Below are 23,326 nucleotides of genomic sequence, written 5' to 3'. Positions count from 1 at the left end.
GCTCGGCTCTATCGCATAAATAAAAATGTGATATCGCCTCGCTACCCCCGCAAGGGGGGCCATATCCACATAAGCACTAAAGTGCTAAGTGGCCAAAGGTCGCGAACACGCCCGGTTAATACCGGTCGTTTTTCGCTCACGGAGATCGCTCGACTCTGTTGTATATGAAAAACGGCCCTGGCAAACGCCAGGGTCGTTTGATGTATCCGTTTTGCTAGAGTGTATGGATTACATGTTGCTGAAGATTTGGAAGCCGCTGTAGGATTCTTGTCCGTGTTCGCTTTGGTCGAGGCCGCGGAGTTCTTGACGCTCGGTAACGCGCAGTCCCATGGTCTTCTTGATAGCGTAGAAGATGAGGCTTGCAGCACCGAAGCAGGGAACCGCGTAAGCGATCACGCCGATGGCCTGGGTGCCGAGGGTGTAGTCGCCAGTGATATCGAAGATACCGACAGCGAGCGTACCCCACACACCGTTCACCAGGTGAACCGAGAGAGCACCGACCGGGTCATCCAAGTGCAGGCGGTCGAACATAAAGACTGCACCGACGACGAGCACACCGGCGATGGCGCCAATAATCCAGGAAGAAAGCGGGGTTACCACGTCTGCACCGGCAGTGATGGCGACGAGGCCTGCAAGGCAGCCGTTGAGGGCCATGGTGGCATCCGGCTTCTTCGATACAATCCAGCTCGTGAGTGTTGCGGTAATGATACCTGCGACAGCGGCGAGGTTCGTGGTCACCAGAATCCAGCTGGTTGCCTTCGGGTCGCCGGAGAGGGCGGAACCGGCGTTGAATCCCCACCAACCGAACCACAGCATGAACACGCCGATGGTAGCAAGCGGAATGTTGTGGGCCGGAATTGCGTGCACCTTGCCGCCGACATACTTGCCGATGCGCGGTCCAAGGATCATGACGCCAGCGAGAGCTGCCCAGCCACCCACGGAGTGGACGAGCGTAGAACCGGCGAGGTCATGGAAACCGGCCTTGCCAATGGTAGAAAGCCAGCCGCCGCCCCATGTCCAGCTACCCACGATGGGGTAGACGAAGGCCACGTAGATGATGGTGAAGACGAGGAAGGAGTTCAGCTTCACGCGTTCGGCGACGGCGCCAGAAACGATGGTTGCTGCGGTTGCTGCGAACATCGCCTGGAACAGCCAGTCGGTGAAGAGGGTGAAGTGGCCGTTGTAGGCGGCGGTGAACTTGGAGGGGTCTGCCCAGTCACCGATACCGAATCCGGCAAATCCAAGTACACCGGAAATCGCGTTGAACGTTCCGGGGTACATGAGGGCAAAGCCGATGGCGGCGTACATCGTGATACCTATGGCGGGAACCGCGATGTTTTTGAAAGCGACGTTGGCCGCGCACTTCGCGCGGACAAGACCCGCTTCGACACAGGCAAAGCCCAGGCCCATGATAAACACCAGCATGGCGCTAATCATGATCCAAATGTTTTCTGTCATAAAGATGGCGTCGCTGACAGGTACGACAGTTGCTGCTTCGTTCATTGGTTTAAATCCTTTTTTAGTTGATAGTTTGCTAACTAAACAAGTAGGCAGTAGGAAGTCGGAAGTTGGAAGTAGAAAATCAATTGTGTGATTCTACTGCCTACCGTCTACTGTCTACTTCCTACTAATACTTATCCAATCGCCTCCGGGCCAGTTTCGCCGGTGCGGATACGGATGCACTGCTCGAGTTCCGTGACGAAAATCTTGCCGTCGCCAATGGCTCCCGTGCGTGCGCCCTTGATGATAGCGTCGATACAGGGCTGCACGAATTCGTCATTTACCGCAATCTTCAAGCAGATCTTTTTGAGCAAATTAACCTCTGTCACCACGCCACGGAAACGTTGGGTGTAACCGCGCTGCTGACCACAGCCAAGCACGTTCGTGACAGACATCTTGTAGATCTTGTTTTCGTAAAGTTCTTGCTTTACGATGTTTAATCGTTCGGGTTGGATATAAGCTGTAACTAGCTTCATGTTCCTATCCTTTGTTGAGGTTGTTTCTTGTTTTGCCCAACCCATTGCAAAAGGCGTGCCAAAATAATCAAAATCGCGAAAATGGCTTAAAAATGATGTTTTTAAACCAAAAAATGTTATAATAACGAAAAAATCGCAGCCTGCTAAGCTGCGATTACAAATTTTGATTTTACAAATTTGGAAAGGGTATCAGAAAATGTAATCTTGCAGTTTGATTTTTTCTGCCTTGGCACGCATCTGTTCAAGTCTGGTTCTCAGCACTTCGTGGCTGATTCCCTTGAACGTGATCAAGAATTCGTCGCCACCGTAACGTACCACGCGGTCCAAGTTTCGAACAGATGAACTCAGTATCGATGCCACGGCGGCAAGGGCTGCATCACCGCACTGGTTCCAGCTTTGTCATTTGCGCGTTCACGTTTTCGACAAGGTACAGGACTCGACGTAGGGGCTTTTCGTTGCCAATGCGGACAAAAATCGCCTTGCTCCAACCGTGAATCTTTCCGTGGAAAATTTCTGAAATAACGTTTGTGTCTTTCAGGCGTTCCTGCAATGTGGAAAGAATCGTAAAATTCTTGATGGTTTCAACACTTTCCGGACATGCAAGATTTACCATGATGTTGGTAAGACTTTCTTGTAGGGTATTGCCGCATTTCATGAACTTATCGATGAATTGTCCATAACGGTTCCCGAAAATAATCGTTTTAAAGTTCAATGTAGTGCGGAATGATGTCTTCGTAGTTTCCGTCCTTGAGCAGGAATCCCTTGGGGATTACGCCTAGCTGCGTAAATCCGAGCTTCTTGTAGAGCTTGAGTGCCGACGTGTTTGTGGCGACAACCGCGTTGAACTGCAAAATCCTGAAGCCGATTTCCTTTGCCTTCGCAAGGCAGTCTTTCACGAGAAATTCGCCGATGTGCTGGCCGCGCTTGTTCTTCTTGATGGCGTAACTAGCGTTGGAAATATGTCCGCAGCGCCCGACATTGTTCGGGTGGAGAATGTAGAGCCCGACCACTTCGCCGGAGTCCGCATCGATAGCGATGCCCGTGAATGACTGCGACTTGAAAAACTCGTCACCCGTCTGCGGGTCAAGCAAATCCATTTGCGGAAACGCGATGCCGTCTTCGACGATGTCGTTCCAGATTTCAATCGCGTCGTTGATATACTTTGTATTATATTGTTCAATTTTAAGCATGAGAATAATCCTCTAATTTCTTTTTATTCCCCCAGCACGTGCCGGAGCGTATCGAGGAAAAGTTCGCCCGCTCGCGTGAACTGCTGGCCCCGCCGCCAAATGATGTACATGTTGGTGGTGAGTTCGGGCATGAGCGGCCTGAAGCACAGGCGCGAACTGCGGCTCGTATCCACAAGGCCGTCGAAAGTGAGCAGGTAGCCCGTGCCCTCTTTGGCAAGCACCGAACCGTTGTACGAAAGATCCAGCCCCACAATCACGTTCAGCTTCGAAATATCGTCGCCGAACCATTTCGGCAAATCCGCCACCATCGCCTGGCGCGACGCCATCAGCGGCTTGTCGAGCAAGTCCTTCGGCTCAATAAAATCCCGCTTGGCCAAAGGGTCGTCGCGTCGCATCACCACGCCCCAGCGGTCCACCGAACGCACCGCAAGGCAGTTGTACTTTTCCAAATCGACGTTGTCTACAACCACCGCGAAATCAAAAATGCCCTTGTCCAGCTTTTCCAGGGCACGCTCGCTATCGCCCGAATATAAGTTGTACTTAATCTTCGGATAGTCGTCCCGGAGAATCCCGATGCACTTCGAAAGAAAATTCACGTTCCGCGATTCCGCGCAGGCAATGGCGATTTCACCCACCACCTCGTCTTCCTTCAGCGACTTGAAATCCTGCACCGTCCTGTCCGCCATCGAAAGGATGTCCTCCGCACGCTCCCGCAAGAGTTCCCCCGCAGGCGTCAGCCGAATCGCGTAATTCGTGCGCTCGAAAAGCTTCTCGCCCAGTTCCTCCTCCAACTCCTTGAGCTGGCGACTCACCGTCGGCTGCGTCACGCAAAGATTATCCGCCGCGCGCGAGACATTCCCCAACCGCGCCGCCTCCAGAAAATACCGCAAAACTCGAAGTTCCATACCCGAAAACTAATAAAATTTAAGCCCCACAGGTATGAATTTGTAAAAATAATGCCCGAAAGGAATAACTGATTGATTTGATGGTGGGGGAGGAGTCCCCCTGGTTCGCACTTCGTTGCTCTCCACCCCCTCGCCTAAGGGGCTCCGCCCCCTAAAACCCCCGGCTTGTCCCGCCCGCCCACCCAAATGTCATGCCCCGCTTGACGGGGCATGTCCTTCCCAATTCTAATTATGTATATTTCAAACGACATATTTTTTTGAGTGATTGCTCTTATTCGTGTAGCTGGAAACTAGACACTTTCAAAACACAAGGGATAAGGCCAATCTGCTCACGCACTCTGTGCGTGGGCCGTTTGTGCGTTTTCTTGTGTTAGGCCTTGTCTAGTGGCTCAGCTACAAAAACCATATTCGGCTCCACGCCTTTTTCTTTTGTGCGAACCGAAAACAATAAGCGTCGTCACTCCTACTGGAGTCCTGTATGGCGAACGAAAGATTGAACGAAGCGATAATCCGAGATCACTTTAAGAGTGATGTTCTTTTTGGTTCTATCAAATTCGAAGAACAAAAATCCACGAATAAGAAGATTTCGGAACTTCTGAAAGGTATGTCCAAGGGTGGTGGAAACGGCGCTGGTTATCCAGAATTCATACTTACATTCCCGACAGATTCCCGTTATCTTATTGTTGTGGAATGTAAGGCGTTGCCATCAATGCATGAGTCTAAGAATAAGGACAAACCCAAAGATTATGCGGTTGATGGCGTTCTGCATTACGCCAAGGCTCTTTCAAAGGAATTTGAGGTTATTGCGATTGCGTCAAGCGGTGAATCTGAAACAGAATTGAAAATTTCGCACTACCTATGGAAATGCGGTGCAAACACCTGCCAGAAACTTACGGATAAAAAACTTCTTTCCTTGAATGATTATCTTAAGATTTTCGACAATGAACGATTTGCAGAGAACCTGCGTAGTGTAGATATCATTTCAAAAGCAATATATCTGAACGAAGAATATAACGATTATTCAATTCCTGAATTGACTCGCAACACCATGGTGAGTGCCATTCTGCTTTCACTCTTGAACAAGCCCTTCCGTGAAAGTTTTATGTCGCAGCCTACAATTCGTAGTCTTGGCGAAGCGATGATGGGAGCGATTAAGACGACTCTTTCTGCAAACAAAGTCCGTAACGAAAACGCCATGATTGGCGAATACAGCAAAATTTTGAACGAGCCAATCTTTCGCGAAAATGCGGTAAAAAATAAAACCACCAAGAAACTCGTGTACAGCCTTGAAGTCATGAAAAACATCATAGACTATCTGTACAAGAACGTATATCCCTTAACGCAAATGGACGATTCAGGATTCGATGTTTTGGGGCGTTTTTATACGGAATTCATTCGCTATGCGGGAAGTGAGCAAAAGCAAGGACTCGTCCTGACCCCGTCGCATGTGACAGATTTGTTCTGCGATTTAGTTGATCTGAATTTGAACGATGTCGCATATGACCCTTGTTGTGGTACGGCTGGTTTCCTTATTGCAGGAATGAAGCGTCTGTTCAGGTTGGCCGGAAATGACAAGCGAAGACATTTGAAAATTCGTTCGTCGCAGCTTGTCGGCGTGGAACTCCGTCCGCAAATGTACACCTACGCTTGTTCAAATATGATGCTCCGAGGCGATGGCCGCTCTAATATCTATTGCGGAGACTGTTTTCAAACCAAAGGAGCTATCGAAACTCATAAACCGACCGTAGCCTTCTTGAATCCTCCCTACGATGTGGGGACAGCCCAACAAATGGAATTCATAGAACATGCTATTGATGTGGTGAAACCTCAGCAAGGTAGAGTTGCTGCTATTGTGCAAATGAGTTGCGGAATCAAGGATGAAAAGAATTTGATTGAGGTAAAGAGAAGAATCCTTGAAAAGGCTCATTTGAAGGCTGTTTTAAGTATGCCTGACGATTTATTCTATCCCGTCGGCGTTGTAACGTGTGTAATGGTTTTTGACACATCTAAGGAAAATGCAGGACTTGAAAGTTGGTTCGGATATTTCAAGGACGATGGATTTGAAAAACGCAAGAACCAAGGACGCATTGATGCTCGTGGTAAATTTGCCGCCATAAAGGACAAATGGCTTGCTGCGTACAAAAATCTCAAAGAAGTTCCAGGCCTTTCCGTGCGCCATGAAGTCCAAGCCGAGGATGAATGGTGTGCCGAAGCCTACATGGAAACGGATTATAGTACACTCAATCAAAAAGATTTTGAAAAGAAAATGAAGGAATACATCTCCTTCAAATTTTTAAGCGAGTAATTATGGTTCCTTTGATTGATATTTTTGATGTATGGTATGGCGTCAATCTAGAGGTTGTCAATAGTGAGGTTGTTTCGGCTGGCATTCCATTTGTTTCAAGGCAATCTGTAAATAATGGTGTTGTATGCCATGTAAAAAAGATGGACGATGTTGAGCCTAATCCTTCACATACATTAAGTATTGCCGTCAGTGGTAGTGTCCTTTCAACATTTTATCACGATTATGAGTATTATAGCGGTCGAGATATCTATGTGGCAAAGCCCAAAATTAAACTGACTAAAGAAGAAATGCTTTATTACTGCTATGTAATTGAGCAAAATAAATACAGATATAATTATGGCCGGGGTGCGAATAAAACGTTTAGAAGTATTTTAGTTCCGTCTAAAGATGAAATTCCAAAATATGTAAGAACAAAAGAAGCTGAGATTCGCTTCTGCAACAAGCCCATTATTTCTAACAAAATCAAATTAAATACGGATAGTTGGAAGTGGTTTCGTTATGATGAAATATTTGAAATCAAGAAAGGAAAGCGACTGACAAAAGCTGATATGCAAGATGGGGATGTTCCCTATATCGGTGCAATAGATTCTAACAATGGAATTTCTGCTTATATTTCAAACGATGAGCATTTACATCAGGGAAATACAATAACGGTTTCTTACAATGGTTCAATCGCAGAAGCGTTTTACCAAACGACAAAATTTTGGGCAACTGACGATGTGAATGTTTTGTATCCAAAATTTGCATTAAATCGATATATCGCAATGTTCTTGATAACGTTGATTCATCGCGAAAAATACAGGTTCAATTATGGTCGTAAATGGGATAAAGAATTGATGGAATCTTCGTTAATCAAGCTCCCTGCGGTAAAAATCGCTCCCAACGAATACGAACCTGATTGGCAATTTATGGAAGATTACATCAAGTCACTTCCGTATTCATCAAGTCTTTAACTCAAACAAGGAGGCGTAAATGTCGATGTTACTTTCTGGGCTAGTGGAAAAAGTCAAAGAACTTTCGTATCGAGAAAAGCTGAAACTGGCTCAAAAGCTAATTCAAATGGCTTGTATTGAAGAAGAACGGCTAAATAGTGCTTCTCAAGCAGAAGAAATGGAAACGATAAAAAAACGTTTGTTGAAATCAAAGCCTACAAAATATGATGCCCTTACAAATTTCATCAAAGCAATGTACAATTTCAATGGTGGCATTGAAGATGCTAAGGTTACAAAAATTATAGAAGACCTTCAAAAAAGTAAATTCATTCGCCTTGATAAAAATAAAGTAGAATACCTTACAATCGAAAAGACTCTTTCTAAGTAAATTTTAAACATAGCCCCCTTGACAACCGCCATCTAGTAATTTATATTGCAGTGCACAAGTGTGTAGAAATTGCTTTTCGCACATGAAGCAAAACAATCAAAGCCCCGCCTTTTTATGCATGTAGGCGGAGGGAGGAAAGATGAAGAATGTCGGTTTGTTGCCGCCGAGTGAAGTTGACGGCGAGAAGAACGAAATCATCGTGTATCAGCCGGAAGGGGGCGAATTTCACATCGAAGTTCGCGTGGATCAGGACACTGTTTGGCTGACGCAGGCGCAAAATCGTGCAAAACGAGTGTCGCAAAATCAAGCTTGCTTGATTTTATGACCGAGTTGCAGCCGATTGCACGTAATGCAAATGGCGGAATTGTTCAATACGGACAGAACTTCAATAAATCGGCATATTCGCAACATTTTTCAGACGCAGGAATTGTATGAAAATTCAACTTGTGCAAAAATTGCACAGGTTCGTTTGGGGGGGTGGACGGTCCATTAAACGAGTTGTCCCGTATTACAATTTGGATATGATTATTTCTGTGGGTTACATGTCAATTCCATTAGCGGCACACGCTTTCGCCAATGGAATTGCGGACGACGCGTGAAGTCCACGACCGGTTCATTGTCGTTGACGAGACTGTTTACCACATCGGAGCTTCGATCAAGGATTTGGGTAATAAACTCACGGCGTTTTCAGTGCTTAGCCTTTTGACCAAGCAGCAACTGTTGGATATGATCAAGTAGCCCCGCCTTTTTATGCATGTAGGCGGAAAAGTAAGGCGAACGAAGCAAAATCAAACTTGTTTGATTTTATTTCTCTTCTGTATACCATTTTGCATTTTTTGCAAATTACAAATTCGGGTAAACCAGTCGGAAATTCCGACAGGTTCAAATCAAGAGTTTCCACAAGGTCTTTGTTGCTCGTAGTATTGAAATACGAATAACCTCAGTGGTTATGTAAAATTTCGTTATACCCCTTGCCAATTTTGGTGGATTTTGATACATTACCGCTGAACGCATCTCGCTGTTTTAAGGCGAGGTGCGTTTTTGCGTTAAATCGGCTTGTCGGTTTTGCAAGAACGCCTCAAACGTTAACTAGCCGTTTTTTTGCGGCTAAATGGAGGCTATATGACTAAAAAATTGGCTAATCATAGGGAAGACGCTCTTTATTCTCAAATTGCGTCGATTCTCGAACAGAACCGTAAGTCTGTTGCTGTTGCCGTTAATACGGCGATGGTGCGCACGTATTACGAAATCGGACGTTCCATTGTTGAAAATGAGCAAAAGGGTAACATCCGCGCAGAATATGGAAAGGAAGTCCTCAAAAATCTTTCTGCCAGGCTTACTGCAAATTACGGTAAGGGGTTTTCTACGACGAATTTGAAGCAGATGCGGGATTTCTATCTGACTTATCAAATTGGTCAGACAGTGTCTGACCAATTCGTCTTGAGCTGGTCCCATTACTTGTTCCTGATGCGTATTGATAATCCCGACGAACGGAAATTCTACGAAATTGAGGCGAAAAACTCGAATTGGAGCTTGCGGGAACTCAAAAGGCAGTTTGATTCCGCGCTTTACGAGCGGCTCGCCGTAAGCAAGGATAAGGAATCGGTGAGGGAACTGTCTAAAAAAGGGTGTATCGTGGAGTCCCCGGCGGACATTGTCAAGGATCCCTACATTTTGGAATTCTTGGGACTGCCAGAACAGTCCGAATATTCGGAAACCGAACTGGAAAGCAAACTCATCGACAAGTTGGAGTCTTTTTTGCTTGAACTGGGTAAGGGGTATACTTTCGTGGGGCGGCAGTCGCGGATTACGCTGGACGAAAAGCATTTCTTTGTGGACCTGGTTCTTTACAACAGGCTGCTGCAGTGCTTTGTGTTGGTGGATCTGAAGATTGGCGAACTCACGCATCAGGATTTGGGCCAAATGCAGATGTATGTGCACTACTATGACCGCTTTGTAAAGCTTCCGCACGAAAATAACACTATCGGCATCGTTCTTTGCAAGAAAAAGTCGGACTCCCTTGTAGAAATCACTTTGCCCGAAGGCAATTCGCAGATTTTTGCCAGCAAGTATCAAACTGTGTTACCCAACAAGGAACAGCTGATAGAATTGATCGAAGAGAAGTAGATGCTAAAAAATGCCCCGCCTTTTTATGCCGTTTAAATCCATGCCTTATAAGCATATCTAGTTATGAAAACAAAGTATTTGCAATATCTGAAAAAAGAGGTATATTTGAACATGTAAAGACTTCAACCGAGAGGAACCTATGAAAAAAGTATTGGTCTTGTCCAGCAGCTTGCGCAAGGGGAGCAACTCCGAAACCTTGGCGCAGGAGTTCGCGAAGGGTGCCGCCGAGGCGGGCAACAAGGTGGAATTCGAGTCGCTGCGCGGCAAGAAGATCGGTTTTTGCATGGGCTGCCTCGCTTGCCAGAAGAAGGGCAAATGCGTTATCAAGGACGACGCTCCCGCCATCACCAAGAAGATGGAATCGGCCGATGTCATCGTGTTCGCCACACCCATTTACTATTACGAGATGAGCGGCCAGCTCAAGACCATGCTCGACCGCGCGAATTCCCTCTATTCCAGCGATTACAAGTTCCGCGAGATTTACCTGCTCACGTCTGCTGCCGACACCGACGCGAAGGCCATGAACATCGCAAAGCGCGGCATTGGCGGGTGGATTGCCTGCTTTGACGGCGTGAAGCTCAAGGGCTCCCTCTGCGCCACGGGTGCCGAAAGCGCCGGCGACGTCAAGAAGAATTCCTCGCTCCTGAAAAAGGCGTTCGCCATGGGAAAGAAAGTTTAACAACAAGGAGATAAGTCATGAAATCCAGATTCTTTAAAGCGGCGCTTGCCGTGGCTTCCGCATGCACCCTGATGGCATGCTCCCCCGAAAAAGAAAACAACGCTGCACAAGGAGCCGCCGCACCGGCAACAGAAGCAGTACAACAGACAAAGGAAGAAAATATGAACAAGCTCACGCTCACCGCCGAATGGGACAAGGTATTCCCCAAGAGCGACAAGGTCGAACATTCCAAGGTCACATTCAAGAACCACTTTGGCATTGAACTCGCCGCCGACATGTTCGTGCCCAAGGACACGAGCCTCAAGGTGAACGGCAAGTTCCCGGCGATTGCAGTCTCGGGCCCGTTCGGTGCCGTCAAGGAACAGTCCAGCGGCCTTTACGCCCAGCAGATGGCGGAACGCGGATTCCTGACCATTGCGTTCGACCCGAGCTTCACCGGCGAATCGGGCGGCGAGCCGCGCTACATGAACAGCCCGGACATCAACACCGAAGACTTCATGGCGTCCGTGGACTTCCTCTCGACCCGCGACAACGTTGACCCGGAACGCATCGGCATCATCGGCATTTGCGGCTGGGGCGGCATGGCGATTAACGCCGCCGGCATCGACACCCGCGTAAAGGCGACGGTTGCCTCGACCATGTACGACATGAGCCGCGTAACCGCGAACGGCTACTTCGATTCTGCAAACAACGCCGACGCCCGCAACGAGGCTCGCAAGGCTCTGATGGCCCAGCGCACCAAGGACTTCAAGAACGGCACCTACGACCTGGCCGGCGGCGTGGTGGACCCGCTCCCGAACGACGCTCCTTACTTTGTCAAGGATTACTACGCCTACTACAAGACCCCGCGCGGCTACCACAAGCGCTCCCTCAACAGCAACAAGGGCTGGGCCGCCTCCGCAGGCACCTCGCTCATGAACACCAAGCTTCTCGCATACGCCGACGAAATCCGTAACCCGGTGCTCATCATCCACGGCGAAAAGGCCCACAGCCGCTACTTCGGCGAAGGCGCATTCGAAAAGATGACCGGCAAGAAGGCGGACGTCCCCGCAAAACTCGACGCCACCAAGAACTGGAGCAAGACCGTCGGCAACAAGGAACTCCTCGTCATCCCCGGAGCCTCCCACGTGGACCTCTACGACAACCTGGAAAAAATCCCCTTCGAAAAGCTGAACGAATTCTTCAAGACGAACTTGAAGTAAGCAAAAGACACAAAACCGCGACGATTCTCGCTGCTGTCCAAGGTCACAAATGTGACCTTGGTTGCTTTTTGTTGAATTTAAGCCAAACGCCTGGTACACAACCTTGTGGACCACAACTTTGTGTACTTTTTGGTGCACAACCTTGTGTATCGATGAAAAATAATGTATATTATAGGCGGAGGTTCCCATGAACGACGCTTTTATATATGGTTATGCGGTTGAGGGCGAAAACTTTACGGATCGCGAAGCTGAGACCAAAAGGCTCAAGGCGAATTTTGAGCATGGGGTAAACACCTTGCTTATCTCTAATCGCCGTATCGGCAAGACCTCCCTGGTTCGCCATGTCGGCCGCTTGGTGAATCCGAAAAAGGCCCTCGTCGTTTATTTAGACATTTTTGACTGTCGCAGCGAATACGATTTCTACAATAAACTTGCGACCGCAGTCTTGCAGCAGACTTCGTCAAAGATTGATTCTATCCTGCAAAATGCAAAGAATTTTTTGAGCCGGGTTTCGCCTAAAATCAGCATGGGGCCGGATCCGACGTCTGAATTTTCGCTTTCGCTGGGTATCACTCCGAAGGAATACGCTCCCGAGCAAATTTTGGAATTGGCCGAAAATATTGCGAAAAAGCAAAAGAAGCGCATCGTTGTTTGCATTGACGAGTTTCAGCAGATAGGCGAGTTTCCGGATTCGCTCTCTGTCCAGAAACGGCTTCGCGGTGCATGGCAGTTGCAGCAGAACGTTTCGTATTGTCTGTTTGGCAGCAAAAAGCACCTGCTCACAAATATCTTCCAGAACAAGAGCATGCCATTCTATCAGTTTGGCGACGCGATTTACCTGGGTGTCATTTCTACCGAAAATTGGGTTCCCTTTATCTGCGATAAGTTCAAGAAGCATGGACTTCGTATCGACAAGGAACTGGCTTCAAGAATTTGTGGCGAAGTGGAAAATTATTCTTCTTACGTGCAACAGCTTGCCTGGCTGGTAATGTTGCACACGGAACGCGAAGTTACTTCTGAAATAATTGATACCGCCATGAATGAACTCATCGCCCAGAATGCGGCGCTCTTTATGCAGCAGACAGAGGGGCTTTCCAGTTACCAGATGAACATGCTTCGAGCGATAGCCGCAGGAATTCATAACGGTTTCCTGTCGCAGGAGGTGCTGGAGACCTATCGCCTCGGGACTAAATCGAATATTCCCCGAATAAAGAAGGCCCTGATAGACCGAGATATAGTGGAACAGCGTGAAACGGGCCTCTATATCAGCGACCCCATATTCAACAAGTGGTTCAGGAGATTTTAAGAAATGAACATCAATTCTCTGCCGAAAGACTACCGTAGCCGTTTACTCCGTGAAACGAACTGCATCCACAAAGAACCGATTCCGTCTAAGACTCTTGCAAAACTTCTGAATGCTTGCCCAAAGGATTCCGTCCAGGATATTCATTTCTGCACGACGCCGGAACTAGAAAAAGACGAGGTTTGCGAAGAACAATTGCGCAAGGCCGAGTACATCGAAATCCTTAAAAAGCGAATTCCTAAAATATTCGAGAGCTTTGTCAAGTATTCCGGAGACTTTGAATTTTCGCTGTTCTTGGACCTTATGTTTAATGAATACGCAGGTGAGTCTCCCTTCAAGGAAATGTTCCCGGAAGGTTATCCTGCAAGATTCAATTTCCCGAACATTGACGAGCGCATTTTCAAGTTCGTAGAACAGAATTTGTCTATTGGGTTTATGTTCCTTTTCGGAACGGATGAAGACAACTTGACATTGGTTGTTCCTGAGGAATTTATTGAAATTGTGGATGGAACAAAACGGTCTATGGCAGGGTTCCATGACTATTGCAAGGTTTACGCCAACCTTTATGGCGTATGCAATCCCGAGACGGTCATCAGCAAGTGGAACATGGACCATGTCGACCGCACCCTGACCAAGAAACAAGGAGTTGCGGCAATCAACGAGTGCAGTTTGTTTACCCGTTATTTTACGAGCTATGGCGTGTGCCTTTGCGCCTGGAGTGTCGAAACATCTGTAGTGATTGAGCACATTATTGAAGAGCGCAAAATCCATCGCCCCTATAGGCCGACCAATGAGGAATTTAACGAGTGGCTTGACTATACGGACGATATCAATGAAAATCTTGCGGAATTCAAGACCATCCGCGATCACTTTAAAAAGTATTCGGATAAACCCGCCTTTGCTGATTTTGATGCTCACTGCCTTCTGGACGATTTGCGCATGGCTATGGAACATCCTGCTGCAATTGTTGAAAGGTATCGTCGGCAACTCGGCTTTACCCGTATCGATATGGACAAGATTACGCCCATTATCAGTGCCATTATGGAATTGAACAACAAGGCTAGACTTTGGGTTACTTACGGAAATGTTCCAGATGAATTGTCTTCGTCTCAAGAAAGTGGCTTTGGAATGAAGCAGAATATCGCCGTTGTTCGCTCGACGCCGAAAGTGGGGCGCAATGATCCTTGCCCTTGTGGTAGCGGCCTCAAGTACAAGAAGTGCTGCGGCAAAATGGTGAATTAGGGTTTGTTGAAACTTATTTTACTGGGATTTGGTTTATTGGCGGCTGTTTTTGTGCTGAAATGACATTATACCGGATTTGGAAACTGCAGATGAAATGTTTTGTCTTCAAGACGAACTTGAAGTAAGCAAAAGACACAAAACCGCGACGATTATCGCTGCTGTTCAAGGTCACAAATGTGACCTTGGTTGCTTTTTGTCATTTTTTGCCATTTTTAAATGCTATTTTAGGGATATGAGCGTAAATGCCATATTGACAATTAGACATTCAAAACCTATTTTTAAGCAGAGGAATAAACCTATGGCTGTGGCAATAAGATCCATACCGACGCTTCAAGGGGAAGACGCTGAACGTTTTCTCAAGGAAGCCGAATACGCCGAAAAGAACGAGCGTAAACAGGATTTTGGTGATAAAATCCTGCTCGTTAGGAATTTCCTCCGCGAACAAGGTTTCTAGACATGACCCTTGCCGATTTTTTGAACCGATGCTCGTTTGCTCGGCTTTCTTCGGAATTGCTGCAAAGTTGCAACCCCTTCAAATGCGGAAATGAAGACCTTGACGAATTTTTCAGAGAGGATTTTCGACTATACGGTGAAAAACTTTTGGGAAAGACTTATGTCTTTCGTCTAAGAGAGCGTCCCGAAAGCATCGTTGCTGCATTTACAATATCAAACGATTCAATTCGAATCAAACAACTTGCTCCTGAAGACAAGGCGAAGATTGAATATGTCACGGAGAATGGCGAGAAGAATCTTCGCCGCTATCCCGGAGTTTTGGTCGGTCGTCTGGGGACGAATATTGAATTTGCCAAACAAGGTTTTGGCTCTGCAGTAATGGACTTCATCAAGGCTTGGTTCCGTAGCGACGAAAACAAGACCGGTTGCCGGTTTATCATCGTTGATGCAATCAATAAACCGGAAGTCATTCATTACTATCAGAAAAACAATTTCAAATTCCTTTATAGTTCCGAAATTAACGAAGCAAGGGCTCTTGGAATAAACGTGAAAATGCTGGGAGAAAAACCTTTGCATACACGTTTGATGTATTTTGATTTGATTGATATTAAATAAAGATGTTTTACTTCGGTGTTTATTTCCGTGAATTCATGCGCAAAAGGCATAGTGAGTCATAGCAAATAAGTATTTTGAATAGCTCGCATAATTATTTATATTGTGTATATGCGAAACTTTGTCCTTGTAGCGTTGTTCTTTCTGGTAGCTTGCAGCGATGCCGCGAGCCATTCGACGCAACCCGAAACCCAGACGCCAAAATCGTCCGCCGGTAAAACGCCCGGCGCAGTACCAACAAGTTCATCTGCCGGTTCAACATCTAAAGCGGGGGAGGCTCCCGTGAAACTCAAAATCCATGTGAACGACACCGCCTTCACGGCAACGTTCGAAGAAAATTCCTCCGCCAAGGCCTTCGCCGAATTCCTCGCGCAGGGCGACCTCACGCTTGACATGCACGACTACGGCAGTTTCGAGAAGGTGGCCGACCTGCCGCGCAGTTTTCCGCGTAACGACAAGCAAATCGACACCGACGCGGGCGACATCATCCTTTACCAGGGCAACTCCATCACCATCTACTACGACAAGAACTCCTGGAACTTCACGCGCCTCGCCCGTATCGACAACGTGAACAAGAAACGCCTCCAGCAGATCCTCGGCAAAGGGAACGTGAAGGCGACATTTTCGGTGGAATAAACAGCGAAAGCTCTAACTAACCCTTGTTTTTTGTAACTAAATTTTTACTTTAAATTTCTAGTTGTTCTATTGACATTACAACGAAAATTGGATATATTTTGTGTTGTAACAATTAAAGAACAACAAAAAACGGGCTTGGCCCAAGGAGATTCAAAATGGAAAAGAACAACTTCAAGACCGTAAATCTTGGCAAGGGCGTCGTGGAAGTCTACGATTTCGGGGCAGTCAAGCTGCATGCCTACAAGACAAACGACCTGATAACCGACGAATGTTTCTTGCTGGAAAAGGGCGGCAAGATGTTCATGGTCGAAACTCCCTGTTTCTTCGACAACATCAAGGAACTGGAGGCCTACATCAAGGGCCTTTCGGTAGAATTCGTGGGAACGGTGATTGCCTACCATGGCGCGGGCGCGACCTTCATGAAGGGGGCTCCTGTGTACAGCACCCGCCATGCCGACGATTACAACCACAACGGGGAAGGTGCGGCCCTGGTCAAGAATTTCACGGCGGCTTTTGGCGATGCGTTCGACGGTTCCATCTACGCGACGACAGACTTTATCGAAGACGAGACTTTGAATCTCGCGGGCATCGACATGCGCATTGTCGCTACCCAGGAGGCATTCGATATCGAATTTCCTGAAATCAACGTGGTCTACACCCACATGATGGGCCACGACGTCCATTCCATCGTGGCAGGGAGCAAGCACGCTGATGCCATCATCGCGCAGCTCACGGATTACATCGACCGCGGAATTTCCCTGATTCTCACGTCACACTACACGGTGGAAAATCTGGAAGATGCCCGTGCAAAAATCCAGTACCTGAAGGTGATGAAGAATATCGCCCTCAAGAACGTGAACCCGGCGGCATTCAAGAGCGCCATGAAGCAGGAATTCGCGAACTACTCCGGCGAAAACTACTTGGACATGACGGCGGGAATGTTCTACAAATAGGCCAAGGCACGCGTGAACGCAGGCAACAATTGTTAAATTGTGGATTATGAAAGTCAGCGTTCGTTTTACGGCGGCGGTCCATACCTTGCTTTGCATCCACTTCTTCGAGGGTGCGGAACGGGTGACCTCGGAATTCATATCGGGTAGCACCGGCGTGAATGCGGTCATCATCCGCAAGGTCCTTTTGCAGCTACAAAAGGCGGGCTTGGTTGAGACGGCTCCTGGCGTAGGGGGCTCTCACCTTGCGCGTCCTGCCGACAAGATAACGCTCCTGGATGTCTACAAGGCCATCAACGATAACGACGAGGAACGGATCGTCTTCAGTTTCCACCCGGAACCGAATCCGCTGTGCCCCGTAGGCAGGAACATCCACCGCCTGCTGGATCCGGCCCTGAATTCGGCGCAGACGGCTCTGGAAATGGAACTGGAGAAGACGACCCTGAAGGGCCTCGCCGCACAACTCAAGACCGCCCCTGAACCGTCCGGGAGGAAACATGAACCAAGCAGAGCGCAGATTATTCCTGATAAAGTATCTATTGGCGGAAAGTCCCAGGTACAGCGGCACGACCATCCCCGCGGACGCCGAAGGACAGAAAATCCTGCTACGTTCCTTGATGAACGTGCGGGAGGCAGCCCCCGCAAGCGATGAATTCTACAGGATTCAGGACGAATACCTACAGGAATCCATCCGTGACCGCGGAATAACGGATGTCGCGGACATCGAAAGTGTTGGCAGGCGGTTCAGTGCGGGTGCGCCAGACCTGTTTGGCGATTCATTGTTCCTGTGGCGCGGCGACATCACCACCCTCAGGGTGGATGCAATCGTGAATGCGGCCAACAGCGGCATGACGGGTTGCTGGCAGCCTTGCCACAGCTGTATCGACAACTGCATCCACACTTTCGCGGGAGTTCGTCTCCGTAGCGCTTGCGACGCCCTGATGAAACGGCAAGGGCACCCCGAACCTACGGGACAGGCGAAAATCACGCCGGCCTACAACCTGCCCTGCAAATACGTGCTGCATACGGTGGGGCCAATCGTGGGCTACGGCCTTACGGAACGGGACTGCGAGTTGCTGGAATCGTGCTACAGGAACTGCCTCGAAGTTGCGGCCCGGAACGGTGTGGAATCTATCGCCTTCTGCTGTATTTCTACAGGCGTATTCCGTTTCCCGCCGGAACGTGCCGCCCAAATCGCGGTGGATACGGTGCTGGAATGGAAACGCCGTACGCAAAACCCCATGAAGGTTGTCTTCAACGTTTTCAGTGAAAAGGACGAAGCCATCTATGCGCGGATTTTCGAAAAAATCAACGGATGATTTTTCTGCCGAAGTATCGAGACTGAAAAAGGCGCTGGCAAGGGCGGATGCCGTCGTCGTGGGCGCGGGCGCCGGACTTTCGACATCGGCGGGATTTACCTATTCCGGGGAACGCTTTGTCAAGTACTTCGCTGACTTTTCTGTAAAGTACGGCTTTTCGGACATGTATTCCGGCGGCTTTTTCCCTTACGGGACACCCGAAGAAATGTGGGCTTTCTGGAGCCGCTATGTCACGATAAACCGCTACATGGCCGCCCCGAAACCAGTCTACGACAACCTCCTGAAAATCCTACGGGATAAGGATTACTTTGTCCTTACCACCAACGTGGACCATTGTTTCCAAAAAGCGGGCTTTGACAAGGAACGGCTCTTTTACACCCAGGGCGATTACGGGCTTTTCCAATGCAGCAAGCCGTGCCACCCCTGCACCTACAACAACGAAAAGCAGATTCGTGCCATGTTCGACGCCCAGGGATTTTCAAAAGAGACGGGCTTGTTCGGCGCCATGACCGTCCCTGCGGAACTGTTGCCCAGGTGCCCCATTTGCGGCCGCCCCATGTCCATGAACTTGCGTTCCGATTCCACCTTCGTAGAAGACGACGGCTGGCATCGTGCTGCAAAACGTTACCGCGAATTTCTCGACAGATGTAACGCCATGCGCGGCGGAAACGTGCTGTTCCTGGAACTGGGCGTAGGCATGAACACCCCCGGAATCATCAAGTACCCGTTCTGGCAAATGACCGCACTGAATTCGAACGCCACCTACGCCTGCATCAACTACGGACAGGCCTACGCTCCCGACGATATCGGAACCCGCTCGATAAGCATCGACAGCGATATCGGCGAGGTGGTGGCGAAACTTCTTTGATGAAGGATTTGACGAATCACTCGAATAATTTCATTTCAAAGGAGATGTCGCCACGGTCGTAGGGGAATTTTTCCTTGTCGACGGGGATTTCCGCAAAGCCGAATTTTTCGTACAAGTGAATTGCATGTGTACACCTGCGGTTGGAAACGAGAACGATGTTTTTCGCCTGTTTTTCGCGGGCGTACTCGATACAGGCCTTGAGGCAGGCGCTGCCCGCACCGGTTCCCGTGTACAAGCCCTTGGCGGCGAATTTCATGATTTCCCATTCCCCTGCACTGCGTGGGGCGACCATGCAGCATGCCATTACGTTGTCGCTGTCGTCAACGGCGAAAAAGATTTCCGCACCTGCCGCGATGGCGGTCTCGATACCTGAAAGTTCGCGTTCGTCTTCGGGTTCCACCTTGAACATGGATGAAATCCACGCCAGGTTCATTTCGACAAAGTCTTTGCGGTACTTGGGGTTGTAAGGAACAATTTTCATGTTGACAATATAAAAAAACGAACCGTAAAACCGTTAATCCCGGCCGTATTTTTACTATTGCGAATCGGTATTTTTTATCTAATTTATATTAAAGAAAGGTAGCCCCAAAGGAACACTCCATGAAAAAACTCGCTAGAATTTACACTCTTGTCTTAACGTTCGCGCTTGCACTGATTTCCTTGGCAGGCTGCGCCGAACGCAACAGGGCTGATCAGAACGCCGATGCGGATTTCTCGAAAAAAGGCGATGTGCTGGTCGTGTATTTCACCTGGTCTGGACACCTGCGGAGCATGGCGCACTGGATTGCCGACGAAGTCGGAGCCGATTACGCCCGCATCTTGCGCAAGGAAGAATACCCTGTTACCTACAACGAGACGGTGGATGTTGCCAAGAAGGAAAAGGACGGAAATATTTATCCCGAGATAAACCTCTCCCTGAGCGACAAAGAAATGAAACGTTACAAGACGGTGTTTGTCGGCTTTCCGGTCTGGTGGTACGACGTGCCGATGCCCGTGATGACATTCCTGAAGCAGGCGAACCTGCAAGGCAAAAATGTCTATGCGTTCTTCTCTCACGAGGGTTCGTCCGATGGTGCAGGGAGCCTTCCTACACTCGAAAAGTTGATGCAGGCGAAGGGTGCTGCATTCGACAAGAAGACCGCCCTTTCTGTGCGCGGAAGCAAGGTCAAGGATTCCGAAAATGTTGTCCGCGAATGGGTGAAGGCGCTCTCGAAATAATAAACTAGGTCAAATCTTGATTTTTCGTCTAGACAAAATAGCGCTTCGTTGGATGGTGGTTTGGGCTCTTGCCTGTGCCACGGGTTCCGCTGCTGTCGAAGCAGATTCCGTAACAACCTCGGCGAATGTCGATAGCGTTCAAAAACTTTCTCCGTTCGACCATCTGGGACACAACATGTTGCTGAGTGCGTTCGGCTGGCCGCTCGGATTTCACATGCTCGGCGGTGCGCTCACGTACAAGTTCTCGATGGAAAATAACGACTTGATGGTGGCGCGTTTTGCGGCCCGTCAGGACCAACTTGTTTACGGCATCGCGTTCACTCCCGGCATGATGATGGGGACGTTTTTCCCGATTCTTGTTCCGGGATACATGTACTTTATCAGCGACAACCGCGCGCTGAACAACACCGGCGCCGTCGCCGTGCAGGCCACCGCCGTAGCGTTCCTCTACAACAATATTCTCAAGGCGATTTCGGCTCGCGAGCACCCTGACGCGGAACTCAACAGCGGCGAGCGTTCCCGCGATTTCAAGTGGGGATTTTTTAGGCGCGGAGTATTTTACGGCTGGCCCTCGGGGCATTCCATGACCAACGCTGCCATGGCTATGAGCATCGCAAGCTACAACCGCGACAAGCCCCTCGTCGTGGCGGGCTGCGCCCTGTATGCGGGCTACATCGCGACAAGCATGGTGCTCGGCGCAAAAGGAGAAGCCCACTGGTTCTCCGACGCCGTCGCGGGCACCTTGATGGGGGCCTCCATCGGCTGGTACATCGGCAGCGTGTTCTACAAGGAAAAAGTCGGCGAAAAACAGACCCCGCCCAAATTCACCATCGCCCCGCTATTCTACGACGACACCAAAGGCGCCGTGCTCAGCGTGAGAATATAAGTCAAACGCCTGGTACACAACCTTGTGTAACGATGAAATTTACTTTTCTTTCGCCAAAACTCATCGTTTGAGCGAGTTTTGGCGAAAATAAAGATGATGTCTCGCCAAAACTTAAATTTTTATTGACTTTTGGCGAAAAATGTTATAAATTTAAGATCATGAGTATAATTGGAAGAAATTCTGAAATCGAACTGCTAGAGCGATATATCGCCTCTAAAAATGCAGAATTCATCGCTTTATACGGTAGGCGCCGCGTAGGGAAAACCTTCCTCGTCAACCAGACCTTCAAAAGCCAATTCGCTTTTTCAATGACCGGAGTCCTGGAAGGTAAAAAGGACGACCAAATAGACGCGTTCCTTGACGCCATGGACATCTTCGGTTACAAGAGCAATGAACGTCCTAAAAATTGGATGGAAGCGTTTTCTCAACTGCGCAAAGCCCTTTCGGACAGAATTTCTAACGGCAACCCCTGTATCGTTTTCATTGACGAAATTCCAAGCCTCGATACACAAGGTTCTGGTTTTACAAAAGCCCTTGGGCATTTTTGGAATAGCTGGGCTTCGACCCAAGACAACTTTAAACTCATCGTATGTGGTTCCGCAACATCCTGGATGATAAAGAACCTCATCGACAGCAGAGGAGGGCTGCACAACAGGATTACACACGAGATAAAGCTTCTGCCTTTTACGCTCAAGGAAACCGAGGAATATCTACTCTCAAAAAACTTCACTTGGTCCAGGCAAATGGTCTTGCAGTCGTACATGTTCACAGGCGGTGTTGCCTACTACCTCAGCCTCTTCGACGAAAGCGAAAGCCTTGCCCAAAACATAGACCGACTTTACTTCTCCGAAAACGGGGAAATGCGGCGCGAATACAAGCGACTTTTCAAGACTCTTTTCAATGCGGCAGAACCATACATGCGTATTGTGGAAACACTCGCTCAAAAAAAACAGGGCATGACCCGCAAGGAAATCATCTCGTCAATGAAGGCTGAAAAAGGCGGAACCCTCTCCGAGCAGATTCAAAATCTCATCGAATGCGGATTTATCCGAAAATACATGGTGCGCGAAAAGAAGGTCGTCAAGGAAAACAGCGGCATTTATCAGCTGGTCGATCCGTTTACCTTATTCCACCTATACTTCAACAGCAAAGCCAAGGGCGACACCCGCTTTTGGGAGAACCACATCAATACCCCCATCGTGAATACTTGGCTTGGGCTCGCTTTCGAAAAAGTCTGCCTGCTCCATACTCAACAAATTAAAGAAGCTCTCAGGATTGATGCGATTTCGACACAGCAGTATTCTTGGCGCAGCAAAGACAAGAAAACACCTGCCCAGATTGACCTGATTATTGACCGGGCCGACGGAATGATAAACCTTTGCGAATTGAAATACTCCGAAATAGATTACACCCTTACCGAATCGGAATTCAACAAGATGGAACGCCGTTTTGCAGCGTTCGTGAGCGAAACCGGAACCCGCAAGGGAATATTCAAAACGCTCATTACGGCAAGTCCTTTGAAAAAGAACCAATATTCAGAATCAATTCCCGTTAAGCTTACTGCGGATTGCTTATATTGAAAAGCATTTGTTTCCATTATGCGTCCCGCGCATACTGAGCATGAAAATTAAGCATTTTGCGCAAGCTCCGAAAAAATTTATATTATATGCGAAACATTTCGGAGTGGCAAAATGAAACTCAAGTTTTTAACGCTATTTTCAATCCTTGCGCTCGCTGCGAGCGTGTTTGCGGAGAGTGCCATGAGCAACATTACGGTAAACCTGCGCTATACGGGTAAGAACGGGGCGGCAAAGAAGTTCGCCGAAGAGATGGTCTCTAGCGGGACGGTGGCGAAAATCCGTGCCGAGAAGGGCAACATCCGCTACGAATATTTCCAGTCGCTGGACGATCCCGAGACCATCTTGCTGATTGACGCGTGGGAAAGCCAGGCCGCCATCGACGTGCACCACGCTTCGCCCATGATGAAGACGATTGCGAAACTCCGCGACAAGTACGACCTGAAAATGACTGTCGAACGCTTCACGCCCGACAACACCATGCCCAAGACCGACGAAAAGTTCATCAGGAAGTAAGTCGCGACCATGTAACGCCCGCGCGCTGTTTGTCGAGAAGGC

At 48.5% G+C, this 23,326-nt stretch carries 27 protein-coding genes and 2 pseudogenes; 21 read left to right on the top strand and 8 right to left on the bottom strand.

Annotation, left to right across the window (positions count from 1 at the left end):
- Nucleotides 1–228 precede the first annotated feature (228 nt).
- The 7 genes and pseudogenes from BUC02_RS01585 to BUC02_RS16510 all read right to left on the bottom strand — a co-directional run.
- Nucleotides 229–1,503, bottom strand: coding sequence for an ammonium transporter (locus BUC02_RS01585; protein WP_073317722.1), 1,275 nt, complete (start codon nt 1,501–1,503; stop codon nt 229–231).
- Between the two features lie 131 nt (nt 1,504–1,634).
- Entirely contained in the window at nt 1,635–1,976 is a 342-nt protein-coding gene (locus BUC02_RS01580; RefSeq protein WP_073317718.1) for a P-II family nitrogen regulator, read from the bottom strand.
- A gap of 189 nt (nt 1,977–2,165) precedes the next feature.
- Nucleotides 2,166–2,336: a diguanylate cyclase domain-containing protein gene (locus tag BUC02_RS16520; protein ID WP_254794049.1), complete on the bottom strand. Its 171-nt coding sequence runs from the start codon at nt 2,334–2,336 to the stop codon at nt 2,166–2,168.
- Between the two features lie 16 nt (nt 2,337–2,352).
- Entirely contained in the window at nt 2,353–2,631 is a 279-nt protein-coding gene (locus BUC02_RS16515; protein ID WP_254794048.1) for a hypothetical protein, read from the bottom strand.
- A 46-nt stretch (nt 2,632–2,677) separates the two neighbouring features.
- Nucleotides 2,678–3,166 carry a GNAT family N-acetyltransferase gene (locus tag BUC02_RS01565; protein WP_073317712.1) on the bottom strand — a complete coding sequence of 163 codons (489 nt, stop codon included), beginning with the start codon at nt 3,164–3,166 and terminating at the stop codon, nt 2,678–2,680.
- A 23-nt stretch (nt 3,167–3,189) separates the two neighbouring features.
- Entirely contained in the window at nt 3,190–3,852 is a 663-nt protein-coding gene (locus tag BUC02_RS01560; protein ID WP_254794077.1) for a LysR family transcriptional regulator substrate-binding protein, read from the bottom strand.
- A 45-nt stretch (nt 3,853–3,897) separates the two neighbouring features.
- Nucleotides 3,898–4,071, bottom strand: a pseudogene (locus tag BUC02_RS16510) (LysR family transcriptional regulator); the annotation flags it as partial.
- A gap of 478 nt (nt 4,072–4,549) precedes the next feature.
- Between BUC02_RS16510 and BUC02_RS01555 the strand changes: the two are divergent.
- The 17 genes and pseudogenes from BUC02_RS01555 (at nt 4,550) to BUC02_RS01480 (ending at nt 19,087) form a co-directional block, all read left to right on the top strand.
- On the top strand, nt 4,550–6,376 hold the full coding sequence (locus tag BUC02_RS01555; protein WP_073317706.1) for an HsdM family class I SAM-dependent methyltransferase: 1,827 nt from the start codon (nt 4,550–4,552) through the stop codon (nt 6,374–6,376).
- A 2-nt stretch (nt 6,377–6,378) separates the two neighbouring features.
- Nucleotides 6,379–7,329 carry a restriction endonuclease subunit S gene (locus BUC02_RS01550; protein WP_073317703.1) on the top strand — a complete coding sequence of 317 codons (951 nt, stop codon included), beginning with the start codon at nt 6,379–6,381 and terminating at the stop codon, nt 7,327–7,329.
- A 19-nt stretch (nt 7,330–7,348) separates the two neighbouring features.
- The gene (locus BUC02_RS01545; RefSeq protein ID WP_217653057.1) at nt 7,349–7,696 is read left to right on the top strand and encodes a hypothetical protein; all 348 of its coding nucleotides are present in this window, start codon (nt 7,349–7,351) and stop codon (nt 7,694–7,696) included.
- Between the two features lie 139 nt (nt 7,697–7,835).
- A complete protein-coding gene (locus BUC02_RS16505; protein ID WP_254794047.1) occupies nt 7,836–8,021 on the top strand; it encodes a hypothetical protein in 186 nt (61 codons plus the stop codon).
- Nucleotides 8,022–8,272: 251 nt separating this feature from the next.
- Complete coding sequence (locus BUC02_RS16500; RefSeq protein WP_254794046.1) at nt 8,273–8,434, top strand: hypothetical protein; 162 nt, start codon at nt 8,273–8,275, stop codon at nt 8,432–8,434.
- Nucleotides 8,435–8,818: 384 nt separating this feature from the next.
- Nucleotides 8,819–9,823, top strand: a complete 1,005-nt coding sequence (locus BUC02_RS01535; RefSeq protein ID WP_073317700.1) for a PDDEXK nuclease domain-containing protein — start codon at nt 8,819–8,821, stop codon at nt 9,821–9,823.
- A gap of 139 nt (nt 9,824–9,962) precedes the next feature.
- Complete coding sequence (locus BUC02_RS01530) at nt 9,963–10,502, top strand: flavodoxin family protein (RefSeq protein WP_073317697.1); 540 nt, start codon at nt 9,963–9,965, stop codon at nt 10,500–10,502.
- Between the two features lie 71 nt (nt 10,503–10,573).
- Nucleotides 10,574–11,704 carry an alpha/beta hydrolase gene (locus tag BUC02_RS01525; RefSeq protein WP_083564374.1) on the top strand — a complete coding sequence of 377 codons (1,131 nt, stop codon included), beginning with the start codon at nt 10,574–10,576 and terminating at the stop codon, nt 11,702–11,704.
- A 187-nt stretch (nt 11,705–11,891) separates the two neighbouring features.
- Nucleotides 11,892–13,010, top strand: a complete 1,119-nt coding sequence (locus tag BUC02_RS01520; protein WP_072812999.1) for an AAA family ATPase — start codon at nt 11,892–11,894, stop codon at nt 13,008–13,010.
- Between the two features lie 3 nt (nt 13,011–13,013).
- Nucleotides 13,014–14,249 carry a YecA family protein gene (locus BUC02_RS16495; RefSeq protein ID WP_072813002.1) on the top strand — a complete coding sequence of 412 codons (1,236 nt, stop codon included), beginning with the start codon at nt 13,014–13,016 and terminating at the stop codon, nt 14,247–14,249.
- 76 nt (nt 14,250–14,325) lie between these two features.
- Nucleotides 14,326–14,703: a hypothetical protein gene (locus tag BUC02_RS01510; protein WP_139260959.1), complete on the top strand. Its 378-nt coding sequence runs from the start codon at nt 14,326–14,328 to the stop codon at nt 14,701–14,703.
- A 2-nt stretch (nt 14,704–14,705) separates the two neighbouring features.
- Nucleotides 14,706–15,317, top strand: a complete 612-nt coding sequence (locus tag BUC02_RS01505) for a GNAT family N-acetyltransferase (protein ID WP_014546385.1) — start codon at nt 14,706–14,708, stop codon at nt 15,315–15,317.
- Nucleotides 15,318–15,449: 132 nt separating this feature from the next.
- The gene (locus BUC02_RS01500) at nt 15,450–15,950 is read left to right on the top strand and encodes a cyclophilin-like fold protein (protein ID WP_254794045.1); all 501 of its coding nucleotides are present in this window, start codon (nt 15,450–15,452) and stop codon (nt 15,948–15,950) included.
- Between the two features lie 155 nt (nt 15,951–16,105).
- Nucleotides 16,106–16,903 (top strand): hypothetical protein, encoded by a 798-nt coding sequence (locus BUC02_RS01495; RefSeq protein WP_073317684.1) that lies wholly within the window; start codon nt 16,106–16,108, stop codon nt 16,901–16,903.
- A 46-nt stretch (nt 16,904–16,949) separates the two neighbouring features.
- Nucleotides 16,950–17,366 (top strand): annotated as a pseudogene (locus BUC02_RS01490) (Rrf2 family transcriptional regulator); the annotation flags it as partial.
- Between the two features lie 31 nt (nt 17,367–17,397).
- Nucleotides 17,398–18,219, top strand: coding sequence for a protein-ADP-ribose hydrolase (locus BUC02_RS01485; protein WP_072977149.1), 822 nt, complete (start codon nt 17,398–17,400; stop codon nt 18,217–18,219).
- Nucleotides 18,188–19,087 carry an SIR2 family NAD-dependent protein deacylase gene (locus BUC02_RS01480; RefSeq protein WP_073317681.1) on the top strand — a complete coding sequence of 300 codons (900 nt, stop codon included), beginning with the start codon at nt 18,188–18,190 and terminating at the stop codon, nt 19,085–19,087. The genes BUC02_RS01485 and BUC02_RS01480 overlap by 32 nt, the downstream gene beginning before the upstream one ends.
- A 16-nt stretch (nt 19,088–19,103) precedes the next feature.
- Here the strand turns inward: BUC02_RS01480 and BUC02_RS01475 are convergent, their stop codons facing one another.
- A complete protein-coding gene (locus tag BUC02_RS01475; protein WP_073317676.1) occupies nt 19,104–19,568 on the bottom strand; it encodes a GNAT family N-acetyltransferase in 465 nt (154 codons plus the stop codon).
- Between the two features lie 119 nt (nt 19,569–19,687).
- Between BUC02_RS01475 and BUC02_RS01470 the strand changes: the two genes are divergently transcribed.
- The 4 genes from BUC02_RS01470 to BUC02_RS01455 all read left to right on the top strand — a co-directional run bounded on the left by BUC02_RS01470 (nt 19,688) and on the right by BUC02_RS01455 (nt 23,284).
- On the top strand, nt 19,688–20,305 hold the full coding sequence (locus BUC02_RS01470) for a flavodoxin family protein (RefSeq protein ID WP_073317671.1): 618 nt from the start codon (nt 19,688–19,690) through the stop codon (nt 20,303–20,305).
- Nucleotides 20,306–20,357: 52 nt separating this feature from the next.
- Nucleotides 20,358–21,191, top strand: a complete 834-nt coding sequence (locus tag BUC02_RS01465; protein ID WP_073317669.1) for a phosphatase PAP2 family protein — start codon at nt 20,358–20,360, stop codon at nt 21,189–21,191.
- Nucleotides 21,192–21,349: 158 nt separating this feature from the next.
- Complete coding sequence (locus BUC02_RS01460) at nt 21,350–22,771, top strand: AAA family ATPase (RefSeq protein WP_072813031.1); 1,422 nt, start codon at nt 21,350–21,352, stop codon at nt 22,769–22,771.
- 180 nt (nt 22,772–22,951) lie between these two features.
- A complete protein-coding gene (locus BUC02_RS01455; protein WP_072813190.1) occupies nt 22,952–23,284 on the top strand; it encodes a putative quinol monooxygenase in 333 nt (110 codons plus the stop codon).
- Nucleotides 23,285–23,326: the final 42 nt, after the last annotated feature.

The organism is Fibrobacter sp. UWOV1 (assembly GCF_900142495.1).
Lineage (GTDB): Bacteria > Fibrobacterota > Fibrobacteria > Fibrobacterales > Fibrobacteraceae > Fibrobacter.
The sequence above is the reverse complement of the archived record's forward strand: the minus strand, read 5'-3'. Positions and strand labels throughout refer to the sequence as shown.